Below are 16,975 nucleotides of genomic sequence, written 5' to 3' on the forward strand. Positions count from 1 at the left end.
TCTTTTTCCGCCAGTACTCCAATGCCAAGCTTCACTGTATATATTGAATAATATTAAATCATATTATATATATATATATATAATAGTGAATTTGTTCATAAAATCACAGACTAAAAAGCGATTCACAAAGTGACATACGCTGTCGTCCCGCTGTGAATCGCGAATGAGCTGATCTAAAGCGCATCCAGAAGCGCCTGTGTTTGCGGAAGATCCAGATGCAGCGTATAGCCCCAGGGTGCTTCGATCGTTGGCGATGTAATCAGCCAGACTACGGGGATGCCCTGAGCCATCTCTTCGGGAGGAAACTGTGCGTAGCCGTCCGTAAAGATCAGAATCATTGCCGGAAGCTGCTCAAACAGTTCATTCATCCGATCAAAGATCGGCTCAAAGCTCGTTCCCCCGCCGCCCCGGACGGATAGAAATTCGATATCTTCGTATTTCGAAAACGGGATCGGGCGTGAAAGAAAGATATCGAAAAACGAAATGTACCCTTCGACGGAGTCAATCTGCTGGATCATGGATCGAATCTCATTAATGAATTCTTCCAGTTCCCATTCGAAGACGGAACCGCTGACATCGACCACAACCCAGATGTTTTCGACCGCATTTCCGCTCAGATCGTCTAAATAGCCGGGCAGAATCGCCGGTCCCTTCATCCGCCGATCGGGTCTGGAAAAGGAATAGTCCGCAATATTGTGATGGAAAAGCTGACTGAGAATCGTCAGCCAGTCTACCTTTCCTTCGTCTTCCAGAGCTTTAATGTAGCGTTCCATGGTTCCAGGCAGAGAGCCGGTCTGTCTGGCCCATTCCGCTTCTTCTTCAATAGCTTTTGACCACTGAATTTCGAGTGAAGAGAAGTCTTCAATTTCTTTCCAGGCATCATGAGAATCCACTGCGGGATGATCGAATACTTCCATGAACGGGTCGTTCTGATGCATTACGGGCTTTCTGGTAGTCGATTCAACCTCAGACGGGATTTCGGGTGTGTTGTGCTGAAATGGCTGCAGAGCAGACGGTTCCTCTTCTTCCAGCTCTTCCTGAATTTCGGATTTACGCGAAGAATTCGAAAGCTCTGGATTTGAATTTTGAAGATTGGATTCTTTTCTGTTGCCCAGATTCGGTTTTCGAACCGATAGAATGCTGGAGGATACGTTTTGTTTTGGATCAGAAGAGGAATCTTCTTCGTCTTCTTCTGACTCCTCTTTTGAGGAGCTGTTTTCCTCTGGTCTGGATTCGTTTTGGACCGCTTGATCATCTTCCGTCTGATTATTACGGTCTATCGTCTGGTCCATTTCGTCGGAAGTACCCTTCTGGCTTTCTTCGTTATCCGACTTCCCTGCCCGCCCCTCTGTTCAGTTTGTGAATCTTCGTCTTCGGGAGTCAAACCGCTGTCCGAAGAACTTTGCGAATCGAAATCCTTTGGAAGCTGATCGAGCAGCTGTTTATACACTTCTTCCGCGGTATGGACGCGTCCAGGAAGACCGTCTGGCGCGATGCACATCACCGGCTGATTTTCGAACAGAATGGTGTGGAGATGGAGCTCTTCAAGCGCTACGGAGTTCACAACGATATCGCAGGCAATTTGAAACAGATCAAAATTCATCGTTCCTGCCCGCAGCGGATGACCGAGCGCACAGTGCAGAATTTCATGAAGCAAAACGAATTCGAGCTGTTCATCATCGATTTCATCGACGAATTCCGGGTCAAAGAGAATCTGTTCCATGTTGGTCATAGCGGTTTTGCAGGGAGCAAAGGCAAAAGGCGTTCGCAGAAGCAGTCGGCCATAAAACGGAGTTTTCCCTAACAAAGACCTCCTGGCCAGCGTCAGACGGCGCGAGACGCGCATCCGCTGCTTTTTCAGGGCTTCGCGATCAGCTGTTTCCATACTTCTTTTTCCATTCCTTGTAGTAAGCGGAACTGATCATCGGCTTTTTCGTCGAATGAATCTGAAGCAGATCGTTGAACATGGACTGGGCAAAATCAGGCGGAAAATGCGATACATACGCAGCCAGATTATCCGCCTGCGTTACTTTTAGCGATGTTTTCCGGCTTTCCAGCTGCTTTTTCAGGGACTGGCAGAGCGAAAAAGATGACCGGACGTTTTGGGATACGTGCGGCATTCGCCTTTAAAATCGCCTCCAGAGAAATGTTCAGTCCAAGCCCCTCACAATACGAAAGGAATTCCACAGCTGTATCGAGTCCAATTGCGGAAGCAATGAGTGCCACCATCTTCTTTGGCGGCTCGGACGGATATAGAGACAGCAGCTGGCTGACAAAAGTCCAGGTACGCGGGGATGGATAAGCGATGTCATTAATGCCTGGATCAGCGCAAAGCCGAGTCTGGTCCTGTTCCAGAAAGCCAATAATACGGGAATCGATTTGATTGGCTTCTGCCCATTTCTTCCAGTCGCGTACGCTTGGTTCGACCTGGAAATGGAGAAGACGCGAGCAGAGCGCTTTTGGCATCTGAAAAGCGACGGAGCGATCCGTTGTCCGGTTGCCGGCTGCAATGACCAGACAGTTGTCGGGCAGCTGATGCTCCCCTACTTTACGGTCCAGACACATCTGATACGCTGCCGCCTGCATGGACTGCGGAGCGGCGGTGAGCTCATCGAGAAGCAAAATGTTAACGACATCTTCCGACGGATCCATCGCAAAGATTTTCGGCTTAAGCCAGAGGGCGCTTTCGCTGGCCGCATCGGCGACTGGAATACCGCGCAGATCGATTGGAGAAAAGAGAAGAAGACGAACATCCGTAACAACAACACGCTTGCCGGTCAGGTTTTCCACACGCTGGGCTGCCTGTCTTACGCCCTCGGATTTACCGATACCCGGCTTTCCCCAGAGAAAGACCGCTGGAACGGTATGCAGGGGCATTCCCAGTTCAATTGCGCGAATGTAAAGATCGCTCAGCCGCTCCACCAGCTCGCCGGTATAGAGCGCTGGCATTCCGCTGGATTTGTTATCGAGTTTTACAGCCATGCGTCGATCCTCTCCATTTCTATTTCTTTGCGTATAAGGTTGTGCTTCACTCTGGTTCACCGTCTGGTTTACCTGTTCGTTCTGATCGCGCAGAATCGGCACTTTCGTTGCCGGCATTTCAGCCAGCCTGCTTCTGCAATCAGCTGTATGCCGCCTTTCTGGCCTCTTCTTTTGCCTGAGCTTCTTCTTCCAGAACGGCATCGATACGGGCCAGTTTTTCTTCGAGCTTTTCAATTCTGGCTTCGTGCGGGTTGCCTTTCGCCAGCTCCAGGTTTCCGTTTTCCGCGTTTTCGTTATAGCGCACAATCGCCTGTTCCGATTCGGTAATTCGATCGGACAGATGCGAAAGCGCATAGTCCAGACTCTGCAGCAGACCGGCTCCGTTCGACGGTTTGACTTTCAGATCGTAACCATACGTCTTGTAGTGGCCATACAGCGTCAGTTCAAAGGCTCCCGGATCATAGTCGCTGGAATGGCTTGGGTTTCGAACGATTAAAAACCCTTTGTAGTAGCCAATCTGTCTAGGAAAAGAGGTGTAGTACCAGTTATTGGAAAAGGCGCGAAGCTTGCTAAGAAGCTCATCGCCTAACTCGTGACGCTCCTGTCGTGTCATGGGGCGATTCTTTCCTGATACAGTTTGATATCCCGTTTCACGCGTCGAATGGCGTTTTGTTCCATCTTGATCTTTTCTGGCACCTGATCCACTTCCGCCTGAAGGTTTTGCAGCTGGCGCTGTCTCTGACGGGAGAGCGCCTTAGTTTTTTCCAGACGGTTCGCGGTTTCCACGCGTTCCTTGATCAGCGGATTGCCAATCGCCAGAGCTTTCAGTTCCGCGTAGCTCAGTACCGTATCCGCAATATCGTCCATGTCGCGGCTTTTGGAAGAGCCGGACAGGAAGGATCCGATAAAGCGCTGCTTGTTTTCGAGAAGCTGCCAGCTGTACGAGTCAAAGGTGCCTTCGGTGATATACCGGCAGATGAAGACTTCCGGCGAGGTATTTCCCTGTCGAATAATACGGCCTTCTCTTTGCACCATGTCCGCCGGTCTCCAGGGCACGGAAAGATGATGGAGAGCAACCAGCCGCTCCTGAATATTTACGCCGGTTCCAAGCTTTTCCGTTGAGCCGATAATGACTTTGATTTTGGCTTTGTTTACAGCCGCAAACAGCTTTTTGCGTGCCGCTTCGGTTGGCGCATCGTGAATAAAGGCTACTTCTTCCGGTTTAAAGCCGCGATCGATCAGCTGTTTTTTCAGTTCGTCGTAGACGTTGAATTCCTTTTTCGGGGTTCCGATGTCCGAGAACACAATCTGTGCCCGGTCCGGATACTGTTCCGCGATTTTTGCGATCTGATCGGCGCATGTGGAGATTTTCGACTGGGCGATTTCTTCTTTGGGAATATCGATGTCGAGCAGACGCAGATCGAGGGCACAGCGGCGTCCGTCATTGGTGATTTTGAGAAGATTATCGTCTTTCATCTTTACCCGATGCATACGAACCTGTTCGGTACGATCTGCCAGTACATCCAGATACGCTTCCTGAGAAGACGTCTTTTGACCTGAATATCGGTATAGCCGCTAAATGCCGGAAGAAGATCTTCATGGGCGTCCGCGTAATGGAAGTCGCAGATGGTCGAAAAGAGCGACATGAGTTCCGGTAAATTGTGGAACGTGGAAAAGCGCGTCACTGGTCGCAGCGAAGATGCATCCACATCAACTTCAAAGTTAGTCTCACGCTGCGCAAATGTATTGATCCACTGGTCGAAGCTGGAAATCTGCAGATCTTCAAGCGCATCAGGCTGGAGATAGTTTTGCAAAACGAACAGATCCGCCAGCGAGTTGGTCAGAGGCGTGCCGGTCGAAAAAATCATGCGGTCGACGGTTTTGCATTTCTCGACCATTTCCTTGCATTTGACCGCCCCTTCGGAATGAAGTCCGACGACATTATCGGCTTTGCAGAAGAGCGGGATGTTTTTGTATTTATGGACTTCGTCCACAAAGAGAACATCAAAATCCAGATCATCAAATCCCAGTCCGGGATTGGGATTTTCGCTCACCTTATCACGGTAGCGCTCGAGGGTTCGTGTCATCGATTCGAGCTTGCTTTCCAGTTTGGCACGCATCGGTCCTCTTGTATTCAGCCAGCTCTGACGGACTTTCTGGATTTCCTCCTGCTGCATTTCCACCCAGTAAGAAGGCGTCATTTTAATGCGGTCAAAAATGGAATGCGGAATATAACACACTGTAAAATCCGATGTCCGGATTTTTTCCAGTGTCTCTTCTCGGTTTTTCGGTCGGAAATCCGCTGGCCCGATAGCGAGTATGTCATCTTCTGGATACAGAAGTTCATGCGCATCCAGAAATTCCTGATACACCTGGTTTGGCATTGTAATCAGAATGCGTTTGGCCAGACCGAGTCGATGCAGTTCATGCGCGCCGCAAATCATTTCGTACGTTTTTCCCGTTCCGACTTCATGGGCGAGCAGTACGTTTTCATCCGAAAGAAGGATTCGCGCGATCGCGTTGATCTGGTGCGGATACAGATGAATATCCGGGTTCAGATCTGGGAATTCGAGAAAGGTTCCGTCAAATTCCGTCGTTCCATACGAAGAAAACTCTTCGTTATACGCCGTTTCGAGCTCTTCCATACGGTGGAGATCGGATTTGCACCAGTAAACAAACGCTTCAATGATTTTCTGCTGCTTTTCCTGCGCTTCCTGCGTCTTTTCCTTGTTCAGAAAGGATTTCGTAACAAAGTCGCCTTTTTCGTAAACGACTTTTCGATCATAGACTTTTACCGTTCGCGCATTCATCGTCTGTTCAATGATCTTCAAAGCGGAAATGTCCATGGTACCGTAGACCATTTCGTTCAGTACGGAAAATACTTCTCCGGATTTGAACTGAACGCGCCATAAGCCGAGCGTCGGTTCATAAATTACCGATCCTTCCATGAATACGCCCAGAAGTTCCTTAACGAAATCGGTATACATTTCTTCTGGAATCCAGGTGGCTCCCAGCGTGATATGAATGTGTTCGATATCAATTCTGGGCGGCAGCTTGCGATCGAGCGCGTCCAGATTGGCCTGAAAATAGCCCGGGCAGCGTTTCTCATAAGCATCGGCACGCATCCGTTTCTGACGGAGGTTTCCGTTCAGATAGCTTGCGGCCAGTACCCAGCCGTCACTGAGATCGTATTCTTCCGAAATCTTCATATGATCGGGATCCTGGAAAATGCCGTGGCCGCGAAGACGTCCAATCAGCTCTTCGATGCTCAGGCCGGAAGCTTTGCTCATCCATTTGAGATCGACGCGTCCATTTTCACGAAGACTGCCGATCAGCGCATCCCCTGCAGATCCTTCTGGAATCTGTACGGAAGGATCTGGAATCTCTTCCTGGGCAGATGCCTCTTCTGACTCTTCCTCTGGATCCATATCATAAAAAGATCCATTTCTTCATACTGCATATCCGAATCGTACGCTCCCCTTTTCTTCTCTGGCACAAGCTTTCAAATCATCCAATCCAAAACGGTTTGCGGATTATGAATTTCGATCGGAATCGTTTCATCTCTGCATTGTTTAAATCGGATTCTCTCCTGCGCAATGCTTTATTTTCGCACGTTTTCCAGTAAAAGGAAGACAAGGTACTCTTTCTCTGCTAACGGACTATTCGAAATTCTTCGATCGCGATCCCCAGTCAAAAAAGAGCGGTTTTCATACGAAAGCAGAAAAACATTATTTCAATTTATTTTCGGAAATTGATTGCGGTGTTTCAGAAAGGCATGATGAAACACAGAAAAAATGAGACCGGATCGGACCTGCTGTATCGATCTCCCTATCGCATCCAGGCAAAGACATGAAATTTCATATCCGATCTGCCTGAACCGCTGCTTTGAACAAAGGAAAGGCTGATCGCCAGACAGGCATCTTCAGATCGTATTCGGTCATTCAGTGAAAGGAACTGCATCATGACAACTCGTGTTGGTATTGTCGGTTACGGCAATCTGGGAAAAGGTACAGAAAAAGCCATTCAGGCTGCACCAGATCTTGAGCTGGCAGGCATCTTTACCCGCCGTAATCCCGAAAGTGTTCATCCCGTTTCAAATACGCCCGTCTACTCCATGGACGATCTTGAAAAATTCAAAGAAGATATCGATGTTCTGATTCTCTGCGGCGGTTCGGCTTCGGACCTTCCCGTTCAGACTCCGCAGCTGGCTAAACTGTTTAATGTGGTGGATTCGTTCGATACGCATGCCAGAATTCCAGAACATTTTGCGAATGTAGATCAGGCCGCAAAAGAAGGCGGCAAAACCGCAGCCATTTCTATTGGCTGGGATCCAGGACTCTTCTCTCTCGTTCGTCTGCTTTCTGAATCGATTCTTCCCGACGGCGATACGTACACCTTCTGGGGCAAAGGCGTATCGCAAGGCCATTCCGATGCGATCCGCGGCATCGAAGGGGTCGTGGATGCCAGACAGTACACTGTACCGCGCAGCGAAGCGCTCGAAGCCGTTCGCGCAAACGAAAGACCTCAGCTCACTACCCGTCAGAAACATACGCGCGAATGTTATGTCGTCATCGAAGAAGGCGCCGATCCGGATCGTATCGAACAGGAAATCAAGACGATGCCAAACTACTTCAGCGATTACGATACGACGGTATACTTCATCTCTCAGGAAGAACTGAACCGCGATCATGCAAAGCTTCCCCATGGCGGATTCGTTCTGCGCAGCGGAGCAACCGGTGAGAATAAGCATCTCATCGAATTCTCACTCACTCTGGATTCCAATCCGGAATTCACCTCCTCTGTTCTGACCGCTGTAGCGCGCGCAGTTGTCCGCATGAACAAGGAAGGTCTTACCGGCGCGAAGACAATCTTCGACATCCCGGCAAGCTACCTTTCCTGGAAAACCGGCGAAGAACTTCGTTCCACTCTTCTTTAAACATTAATTCTCACCCTCTGTCTTTGGCGGACAGGGGGTATTTTTCGTTTTTGCGTTTAACCGAGCCAGAAGACTGTTCTTGAGCGAATTGTTGAAAGTGTCCCTTTCTCTTGAAATGGTAGCCGTCCCATTTCTGCGGCGCTCTTATAAGCGTATCAAGTATGCGGATTTGTTATCCTTATTAAAAATCCTCTGGGTTAAAATCCATCCTGTATAAACACCAGAAGGAAGTCTGAATGACCAGCCAGAATTCCGGCTTTTCTTCGATGAGGATTCTTCAGAACATCCGTATTTCAATGATTGTCAGAAAGGAAGAAAGCAGAAAATTTATGACCGCAAATCCGAATACTCCCTTACTAATTCCGTTTCCAAAGAAAAATCGATCTGAGCAAGAAGCCGTTTCTTACCAGCCCGGAACAGAAAGCGATCGTCTTTCTGGATCTGGACGGAACGCTCTGGATGCATGAAATCATTCCCGATTCCGCATTAAAAGCAATTCGCGAAGCCAGAGAAAACGGTCATCTGATTTTCGTCAATACCGGCCGCAGCAAAGACGGTGCGATTCAGTCCATTCAGTCTGTGCCGACCAGCGGTCAGGTCTATTCCGCCGGTACAGAAATCTGGATGGATGGAAAGCGAATTTTCTACAGTCCCATGCCTTCCCATAAGGCAAAGGCGCTTTTGATCGCCTGCAGACAACGGGCTGCGGTATCATGATTGAAGGATCTGATTCCAGTTTTTCGGACCAGATCACCAGAGACTATCTCCAGCAGCTCGCTGCCAGACAAGGCATTTCCAGCCGGTATCTTCACGTCCCGTTTTACGAGGATATGCGCGATGAAGACTGGGAAAACGTCATGAAGATTTCCGTTCATGGTCTTAAACCTGGCGAGATTGATTCCTTCCTGCAGGAAAACGGTATGGTTCTGACGCTTTTCAGCAATCTGGATTTTAAGGATCTGCTCTCTGGTGAAATTACTATGAAAGATTTGAACAAAGGCACCGCGTTTCAGTCCATTCAGGACGCTTTGTATAAACAGTTCACTACGATCGCGATTGGCGATTCCGCAAATGATCTTCCGATGTTTGAAGCTGCGGATCTGGCCATTGCAATGGGTAACGGGACACAGGAAGCCAAGGCTGCGGCCAGCTGGATTACCGATACGATCGATAACGACGGCTTATACAAAGCGTTTGAAGCGGCTGGCCTGATCAAATCCAGATAATTCCATAATTCTTCCATTCCGCTTCCATCTGATCCGGGCGATATTGGTCAGATGCGCGTGTCTGAATGCCGGATTAATTTCCTTTTTCTTCACCTTGCTTTCCGTTTCACCCCGCATTACGCTTTTATCAAAGACGGAATGGAACCGCTTCAAACGAATACGTTTAAGAAAAGGAAATTGTAGTTTATGAAAGAAAACAGTGACAGCGTTTCTTCTTCGAAGAAACAGCTCGATGTACCACCTGCCCCTCCTGCAGCTGCAGAGCCAAAGACGGAAGCAGCGGAAAAGAAACGTCCAGCATTCCCGCTGGCTATGAAGAAATCGGCCGTACCGATTTCAAGGACCAAAGGCTGATGCTCTGGATCAATATCATTGGTTCAATTCCGCCTGCTGCCGGCTTTCTCTGGTACATCATTTATTTCTTTAAGAACGATCTGCCTTATGCACAGTTCAACAGAGATTTTTTCTGGTACTGCCTCATTTACGTCGTCTACATCGTTCTCCACGAGCTGACACACGGAATCGTGTATTCCTTAGCCACACGCAGGAAACTCTGCTTTGGCTTTAATGGAATGATCGCCTGGTGCGGCGTTCCCAATGTCTATGTCAATCGAGCCACTGCTCTGACCGCTCTGCTCGCTCCGTTTGTGGTCTTTGACATTGTCTTTGGAATCCTGTGCTATCACCCGATCGTTGCCTGGATGCAGCCAGTCTTTGTGCTTCTGCTTCTGACCCACATTGGCGGCTGCATTGGCGATCTGTACGATACCTGGCTGATCCTTTTTGACTATCGCCAGAAAGGTCTGCTTATGAAAGATGACGGTCCTACCCAGATCTTCTACGCGCCAATTGAAGAGGAAAAGCATTAAGGCGGCTTGATAAAAGGCATGGTATGAATTTACGTACCCGCCAATCAAACACCGTGAACCAAAAAACAAGAACGAGGTTCGGATTTTTCCATTCCGAAATGGTCTGGAGGGAAATCCGAACCTCGTTTTGATTTCTGTCGCAGTTCATGCGCAGCAGATAAAAAGAGCCCGTTTCCGAAGAAACAGACTCTCCTTTTTTGAAAGAATGAAGATTTGCGTAAATCCGATTTACCAGGACGGATCCGTCAGATTGTTTGAATTCAGCAGGAACTCGCGTTTCTGCTCATCCTCTTCGATCAGATCGGCAGACGCCCTGACATTCTTTTCTTTGAAACCGTTTATTTGGAAGATTTCAGTGTATCCAGCGTGTCTTTGGATGGCGCTTTGCGCAGTTTCAGCATTGCGTCATTCAGAGCTTTTGCGGGATCATCGAGCCCCTTCTGTGTTGTGGCAGACGATTTTGCGCTGTCTGCTTCTGTCTTCTTCTCTGCGAAAGTTGTTTTGGCGCTTTCGTTATGGAAGCTGGTCAGAGCGTTGAGGATGGATGCGGCTTTATCCGTCGCCATCGTGATCAGCGTTTTGTCGAGCTGCTCTTCCGGATTTGCATCTACCCATTTGGCATGGAGTTCATGATTTGCAGTAACCGGAGCATCCAGATCAAACTTCTGTGTATAGTTCTCGTCTGTATACCAGCCTTCGAGAACTTTTCCTTCAGGTGCAGTAACGGTCGGGATAGTGACTTTTTCGTTATAGCGTACAGGTCGTGCCACAGTCGTATTCGGATCACCCGTATTGAACTTGATCGTATAAATGTTCGACCATTTCGCATAAAGCGTCAGATCAGAATTTACAGGACCTGGTACGTAGCGGTCCCAGCAGGAAGCATCCGTAAACCAGCCGACCAGACGGTATCCTTCGGTTGGATGCGTGGCGTTCGCAGGCGGAGTATACGTGTCGCCTTTCTTAATCTGGACAGGATCGATTGGATTACCCTTTCCGGTATTGAAGGTGACAGTGATTTTTCCTCATCTACCCATTTGGCATGGAGTTCATGATCTGCAGTAACCGGAGCATCCAGGTCAAATTTCTGCGTGTATTCCTTGTCGGTATACCAGCCTTCGAGAACTTTTCCTTCAGGTGCAGTAACGGTCGGTACAGTGACTTTTTCGTTATAGCGTACAGGTCGTGCGACAGTCGTATCCGGAGCACCCGTATTGAACTTGATCGTATAAATATTTGACCATTTCGCATAAAGCGTCAGATCAGAATTTACAGGACCTGGTACGTAGCGGTCCCAGCAGGAAGCATCCGTAAACCAGCCGACCAGACGGTATCCTTCGGTTGGATGCGTTGCGTTTGCAGGAGGAGTATACGTTTCGCCTTTTTAATCTGGACAGAATCAATTGGATTGCCCTTTCCGGTATTGAAGGTAATGGTTACTTTCTCTTCAACAGGAGCTTCCCACTTCGCGTAGAGGGTCGTGCTTTCCGTGATCTTATCGGAAGCGAAGTTGAAAGTCTGTGTGAGTGCTTCGTCCTTAAACCAGCCTGCGAACGTATAGCCGTTCTTTGTGGGCGCGGTCGGCGCTTCAATCGTCGTGTGGTAATTGGCTGAAACAGCAGCAACATCCGATCCGCCATTCGATTCGAAGGTGACCGTATACGAGTTGATCGTCCAATGCGCAGTCAGTGTGAGATCTGCAGTAATTAGCGTATTGAAATCGAATGCGGTATCAGAACCAGCCGCAAACCAGCCTGTAAAGGTGTAACCAGTCTTTGTTGGAGCGGTCGGCGCTGTGATCTTCGTATTGTACTCTGCTTTCACCGTTGTCGCTTCAGAACCGTTATCCGCATTCATCGTCACGGTATAGGTGTTAATCGTCCAATGGGCTGTCAGCGTGAGATCCGCAGTAATTGGCGTATTGAAATCAAACGCGGTTTCGGAATCCTCCGCAAACCATCCAGCAAAGGTGCAGCCAGTCTTTGTCGGTTCGGTCGGAGCAGTGATCTTTGTGTTGTAGTCTGCTTTAACGGTTGTCGCTTCAGAACCGTTATCCGCATTCATCGTCACCGTGTAGCTGTTAATCGTCCAGCGTGCCGTCAGCGTAACACTCGTGTCGATTTTCGTTGTGAAATCAAAGGCCGTGTCCGCTTCTGGAGCATACCATCCGTCGAAGGTATAGCCAGTCTTTTCTGGATCAGCAGGTTTATCGACAGGAGTTCCTGGATCAATAGTTTGAGAGGTTGCCGTACCGTCTACATCGAATGTCACGGTAACTTTCTCAACCAGTCCTTCAACAGCCGTATCTAACGCTGCCTTAGCTGCATCCACGCTGTTGTCTCCCGTCTGATAAGCGGCTGGATTTGCAGCAGCAGCTTCCGCTTTTGCGAGTGCGTCCTGCATAGCCTTCCAGGAAGCGGCAGTGTAAGCATCTTCAGATTTTGCTTTTGCTGCTTCAATCGAGGCATTCAAATCCGTCTTATCACTTGGCGAGAAGAATTTTACTTCTGCCACGGTTGCCGTCGTGTTCACAGGCTGAGACTTTCCTCCAGTGGCTTTAATCACCAGATTGACGTAACGAGCGTGAACTGGGGTGAAGTACATGTTGCGGTACTGGTCGCGCGTTTCATTGCTGAAATACGCCTCATTGCCATCGACTGCATGGTCAAACGCATAGGTACCTACGCATGTCATTTCTTCCTCAGATTCTCCCGCATATACTTCAACATTAAACAGGTCTCCGTTAATCGGAGAAGTGTACTGTCTGGGCAGGAAGCTGATCGCAAACAGATCTTTCGATTCGCCAAGGTCATAGAACAGGTTTCGATCTTTGGCAACCAGCTCGCTTGTACTGTCATCCGAGTGGTAATAAGACTGCGGATCATTGTCGAGTGTTTCCTCAATTCTGGAATTGCGGCCTTCTGTAGTCGAATTTTTCGTACTCTTAGAAGCAATGCCAGATACGCCTGTGATGGCTACACCAGTTGCATCCGTATCCTGAAGCACGTTGAGAACCGCCTGAACTGCAGCATTAATCTGTTCTACCGTAGAATCCACTGCCTCGTAAACTTCCTGATTGGCGGTAATGGATGTATTGAGAGCCTCATGATCTGCTGCGCTCATCAGATTTCTCTTGAGAACATCTGCTGCCAGATCAAGTGCTTTACCAAGCGGCGCTTTATCGGTTGCTACCCACTTTGCGTACAGTGTCGTCTCTTCTTCGACGGTATCTGTACCGAATACAAATTGGGTTTCGAAGGCTTCATCTTTAAACCAGCCTGCAAATTCGAATCCGCTGCGTGTCGGATTTTCTGGAGCCTCAAAACTTCCCTTTTGGAGCATAAACTGGACCCACTGCAGATCCGTCTTTGGAATCAAAGGTAACCTTCACAGCTTCTTTCAGTCCCGCATGGGCCGAATTGAGGGCGCTCAGAGTATCACCAACTTCAGCAACAGATGCATCTGCCTTATCCAGGATTGCTTTTGCGCTCGTAAGAGCACTTGTCAATGCCGCAAAAGAAGCATCCGTCCATGCGCGATCTGCATTACTCAAAAGAGAGTAGTCATCGTAGGCCTTCTGAAGATCCGTTTTATCCGCAACAAAAGTTAAGACGTATTCTTCGTTTGCGTCGATGTCCGCAAATTCCTTATTCCAGGAAGCGATCGTGCCTGCTTCTGCCGTGATGTTGTTGTCTTCAAGTGCTTTTTCAGCAGCTGCCTGAATCTCCGATGCAGATGTGGCTTTCGCATATTCATCGGAAGCAAGGACGTCATTACCATATTTGAACGTGATCGTGTACATCTTCGTCGTCTGCTGCGGGTCGTTAAAGACATCCGTGATCTGTTCCGGGGTCAAGGCTCTATTAAAAATTCGCAGTTCATCTACCGATCCCTGGAAATCGGATTTTCCAAGATAGTATCCCGGGAAATGAATTTTCCATCCGGTTCGTTCGTCATCCAGCGTTACGCCCTTCTGTACGCCATCAACATATACTTTCACCTGACCTGCAGTTTCATCATGAACATAGGTAAAATGATTCCACGCGTCTTTATTTAAAAAAGGTTCCTGGCTTAAAGAAAGGACGCCTCCACTCTCCGGATTGACACGAATGCCAAACCCAGCTCTTGTTTGACCAAGGCGCAGAGCAAGCTCTGTGGATTCAGTCTGATCCTGCATAATGGAATACGTTCTCAGATCGGAAGTACTTGTAGAATATTCGAGATCGGATTTGGCCCAGAAGCTGATGGTCCAGTCAGAATCATCGTCGATGCCGAAAGTATTTTCAAATTTCAGGCCTTTATTGGGATCGATATGGATACTCTGGCCATTTTTGCCTTCGTCATCATAGCGAATTCCATCTTCCGCAATCGAAACACCATCCCAGTTTCCAACGTGGTCGTTCGGGTTTCCGTTAAACGGGAAATACGCGACCGGACTGACAAGAGCAGATTTCCACTGGGCGATAAATGTGGTCGAAGCCATGGCTGTTTGAGGAAGCTCAGCATCCCAGCCGGTAAAGACAAATCCTTCACGGGTGAAAGAAGGAACTTTGTTTTCCCAGACGGACTGAGCAGAATCTTTTTCCACTTTTACTTTTACTGGAGAAGCATCCTCTTCCGTGGTCTTAAAGGTAAAGATAACCGCATCTTTCAGTCCCGCTACAGCAGTTGTCAGCGCTTCTTCAGCGGATTTCACTTCATCCACTGTAGGCAGTTCTTTTTCTGTGATTGCTTTAGCAGCATCCATGGCCGTTTTGAACGCAGTATAGGATTCATCTGTATAGATATCCGGAATCTGATCATCCGTACCGAGTTTGTTTTCGTTATCGCTTACCAGTTTTGCCAGATTGGTCGTATCCCCTTTGAACTGGGCTGTAAATTCAAGGCGGCTGCCGGAAAGGACATCTCCGTCCTGAATGCCCCAGCCGATAAATACACTGCCCTCAGGTCCAGTCGGGATTTCCGCAGGGATATAGCTGCTAAGCGGGCCGCCTTCTACAGCATTCTCTACTGTATAGAAGATCTCGTTTCCGTTTTTAAACGTCAGCGTAAACAGACGCTTCAGTTCAGCAGCTTCTCTTTGCAGATTGGTCAAAGCTTCACTTACTGCTTCTTCGGTAGGCAGCGGAGTTTTGAGTGCCTCTGCGGCAGCTGCAAGCGCGTCGGGGAATCCTTCCCAGGAAGGCGCGCTGTACTGTGCGGACTCGTAATCTTTTACATGATCATAGAACGTATTCAGAGTGGAACGATCCAGTCCATCGTATTTTCCGGATACAGTAACCCAGGCAATGGTCGGCTCTTTTTCTCCAGTCTTTTTGAATACGAGCGTTCCCGTCTGGTCAGTATTCAGATCAATTTCATAACGGAAAGCCTGCGCATTCTCTTCGGTGCTGCTGCAGTCGCCAAGTTCGTATTCCGTTCCGTCTTCCAGACGCCAGTACGCCTTCTGACCGCGCCGGCTGTCCGAATTCCACCAGTATCCATGGGTACCGACCTGAATCGTATGCTTTCCGGCTGGAAGCGTCAGCTTAATCTTTAAATTCTGGGAATCCTCATTCTTCGTTCCAGCCCACCAGCCATAGTCATATGGACTAAGGGAGGAATTGGATCCAGTAATTCCGTAATCGCCGTCGCTGGCAGCAGTGCCTGTGGTTTTTCACCGATGACGCCCCAGGATTTTCCTTCTTCCCATCCCTGATCTGCGGCTTCTGTATTGAGCAGTCCTGGATAGAGTTTTTTAGCCAGTGTCCAGAGCGGATCATTCTCTGCTGCATTTCCATTGATCAGATATTCAAGATCTGCAGGATACAGCCAGGCTTTCGCAGTAATGGCCCCTTCTGGAAGACCTTCCGCTGCCTCAACGGTTCCAGTTACATCGATTACCGAAAACGGAATCCGACCGTCAAGATCCGGAATCTGCCAGGTTACGTTTCTTTCTACTCCGCCAGCTATAACAGACTGCGGAAGCGCTGAAACGTTTCCTTTAAAACCGCAAAGATCCGAAAGGACATAATCAGTACCTTCTCCATACACTTCAAATTCTGCAATGTTTACATAATCAGCATCGGGGTTCGTTCCTCGTTCATTTTTGTAATATTTGATGTAGCGATAGGATGTAGAAACGCCTTCATTAAACGAAGAAGCGCGTACTTGGGTAATTTTGTTCTGAGCGGGGACTTCCGGAATGGTATAAAGATCCGTCCAGGTCTCTTTATCGTTGCTTCCGGCGATCACGCCATACTGCGTTCTGGCGGCATAATTATTGTTGCCTGCGTTGGTGCGCGGGCAGTATCCAATACCGGCGATCGTTTTCTCTTCGCCAAGATCGAATACCATGTAACTGTTCTTCAGGCCGTCAAAAATGGTGCCCATATCGCCATCGATTGCTTTGTCTGCCCCGTTGCCGCTTCCCCAGGACTCTCCTTCTAAATCCACCGTGAGGGGCAGTTTGGTAAGATTCGGCACTGCGACAGGAACTTCGGATAGTGCACCTGGATCTGTTTCTTCAATCGCAAAGACCGGCATAAGGGAAGAAGTAACGCTTCCAAAAGCCATGCATCCGCTGCAGAGAACCTGAAGAAAAATGCGTGAATGTTTTTTCATGTTTTTCCTTTCTATATAGAGCCTTTTTTCTCTTTTGAATCAGTCTTCTTAGTTGGAAACTGCCCGGAGTTCGCCAGTCTGTCACGAGTGACAATGGAATAGAAGAAGACCGATTCGGCCGCAAAAGCACAACTTATCCTTCGCCTTGCCCTGCGCAGGATGAAATGGCTTCTAGATTCTTTGCGGCGATTCTCCTTTTCAGGAGTCAGGAACTGATCCAGATCCGAAAAGCTTGCCCGGATTTCGGAACAGGACCAGCTGTAATCACGAAAAAGTAATCACTAGTGTAATTGTAATCGTTTACATATCTCGATTGTTTAAATTCTCAAAATTACTAATTTTTGATAATCCGATCTCAA

General features: G+C 48.4%; 14 protein-coding genes and 2 pseudogenes. 5 read left to right on the plus strand and 11 right to left on the minus strand.

Annotated features, from left to right (window positions below):
- Positions 1-173: 173 nt before the first annotated feature.
- The 6 genes from KWG61_RS09970 to KWG61_RS09995 form a co-directional block, all read right to left on the minus strand.
- Positions 174-1,292, minus strand: coding sequence for a VWA-like domain-containing protein (locus tag KWG61_RS09970; protein WP_242743618.1), 1,119 nt, complete (start codon positions 1,290-1,292; stop codon positions 174-176).
- Positions 1,277-1,885 (minus strand): hypothetical protein, encoded by a 609-nt coding sequence (locus tag KWG61_RS09975; RefSeq protein ID WP_242743619.1) that lies wholly within the window; start codon positions 1,883-1,885, stop codon positions 1,277-1,279. Before KWG61_RS09975 ends, KWG61_RS09970 begins: the two co-directional genes overlap by 16 nt.
- A gap of 128 nt (positions 1,886-2,013) precedes the next feature.
- Positions 2,014-3,099: an ATP-binding protein gene (locus tag KWG61_RS09980; RefSeq protein ID WP_242743620.1), complete on the minus strand. Its 1,086-nt coding sequence runs from the start codon at positions 3,097-3,099 to the stop codon at positions 2,014-2,016.
- A 22-nt stretch (positions 3,100-3,121) separates the two neighbouring features.
- A complete protein-coding gene (locus tag KWG61_RS09985; RefSeq protein WP_242743621.1) occupies positions 3,122-3,595 on the minus strand; it encodes a hypothetical protein in 474 nt (157 codons plus the stop codon).
- Positions 3,592-4,458, minus strand: coding sequence for a helicase-related protein (locus tag KWG61_RS09990; RefSeq protein WP_242743622.1), 867 nt, complete (start codon positions 4,456-4,458; stop codon positions 3,592-3,594). Before KWG61_RS09990 ends, KWG61_RS09985 begins: the two co-directional genes overlap by 4 nt.
- A gap of 2 nt (positions 4,459-4,460) precedes the next feature.
- Positions 4,461-6,410: an SNF2-related protein gene (locus KWG61_RS09995; protein WP_242743623.1), complete on the minus strand. Its 1,950-nt coding sequence runs from the start codon at positions 6,408-6,410 to the stop codon at positions 4,461-4,463.
- Positions 6,411-6,943: 533 nt separating this feature from the next.
- Between KWG61_RS09995 and KWG61_RS10000 the strand changes: the two genes are divergently transcribed.
- From KWG61_RS10000 to KWG61_RS10015, 4 genes and pseudogenes are all read left to right on the plus strand, one after another.
- Positions 6,944-7,918: a diaminopimelate dehydrogenase gene (locus KWG61_RS10000; protein WP_230267980.1), complete on the plus strand. Its 975-nt coding sequence runs from the start codon at positions 6,944-6,946 to the stop codon at positions 7,916-7,918.
- A gap of 459 nt (positions 7,919-8,377) precedes the next feature.
- A pseudogene (locus tag KWG61_RS10005) lies at positions 8,378-9,144 on the plus strand (HAD hydrolase family protein).
- A 186-nt stretch (positions 9,145-9,330) separates the two neighbouring features.
- Complete coding sequence (locus KWG61_RS10010) at positions 9,331-9,498, plus strand: hypothetical protein (RefSeq protein WP_242743624.1); 168 nt, start codon at positions 9,331-9,333, stop codon at positions 9,496-9,498.
- On the plus strand, positions 9,498-10,013 hold the full coding sequence (locus KWG61_RS10015; RefSeq protein WP_242743625.1) for a DUF3267 domain-containing protein: 516 nt from the start codon (positions 9,498-9,500) through the stop codon (positions 10,011-10,013). Before KWG61_RS10010 ends, KWG61_RS10015 begins: the two co-directional genes overlap by 1 nt.
- 338 nt (positions 10,014-10,351) lie before the next feature.
- Here KWG61_RS10015 and KWG61_RS10020 read toward each other — a convergent pair whose 3' ends face one another.
- The 4 genes and pseudogenes from KWG61_RS10020 to KWG61_RS10030 form a co-directional block, all read right to left on the minus strand.
- Complete coding sequence (locus KWG61_RS10020; RefSeq protein WP_367614364.1) at positions 10,352-11,032, minus strand: InlB B-repeat-containing protein; 681 nt, start codon at positions 11,030-11,032, stop codon at positions 10,352-10,354.
- 29 nt (positions 11,033-11,061) lie between these two features.
- Positions 11,062-11,340: pseudogene (locus tag KWG61_RS17515) on the minus strand (InlB B-repeat-containing protein); the annotation flags it as partial.
- The gene (locus tag KWG61_RS10025; RefSeq protein WP_242743627.1) at positions 11,283-13,355 is read right to left on the minus strand and encodes an InlB B-repeat-containing protein; all 2,073 of its coding nucleotides are present in this window, start codon (positions 13,353-13,355) and stop codon (positions 11,283-11,285) included. The pseudogene KWG61_RS17515 and the gene KWG61_RS10025, both read right to left, overlap by 58 nt.
- Positions 13,333-15,108 carry a LamG domain-containing protein gene (locus KWG61_RS10030; RefSeq protein ID WP_242743628.1) on the minus strand — a complete coding sequence of 592 codons (1,776 nt, stop codon included), beginning with the start codon at positions 15,106-15,108 and terminating at the stop codon, positions 13,333-13,335. The genes KWG61_RS10025 and KWG61_RS10030 overlap by 23 nt, the downstream gene beginning before the upstream one ends.
- A 123-nt stretch (positions 15,109-15,231) precedes the next feature.
- On the opposite strand from KWG61_RS10030, the gene KWG61_RS10035 reads away from it, so the two are divergent.
- Positions 15,232-15,552: a hypothetical protein gene (locus tag KWG61_RS10035; protein WP_242743629.1), complete on the plus strand. Its 321-nt coding sequence runs from the start codon at positions 15,232-15,234 to the stop codon at positions 15,550-15,552.
- On the opposite strand, the gene KWG61_RS10040 is transcribed toward KWG61_RS10035, so the two are convergent.
- Positions 15,549-16,616 (minus strand): discoidin domain-containing protein, encoded by a 1,068-nt coding sequence (locus KWG61_RS10040; RefSeq protein ID WP_242743630.1) that lies wholly within the window; start codon positions 16,614-16,616, stop codon positions 15,549-15,551. The two genes, KWG61_RS10035 and KWG61_RS10040, sit on opposite strands and share 4 nt — an antisense overlap.
- Positions 16,617-16,975: the final 359 nt, after the last annotated feature.

The organism is Allobaculum sp. Allo2, from assembly GCF_022701175.1.
Lineage (GTDB): Bacteria > Bacillota_I > Bacilli_A > Erysipelotrichales > Erysipelotrichaceae > Allobaculum > Allobaculum fili.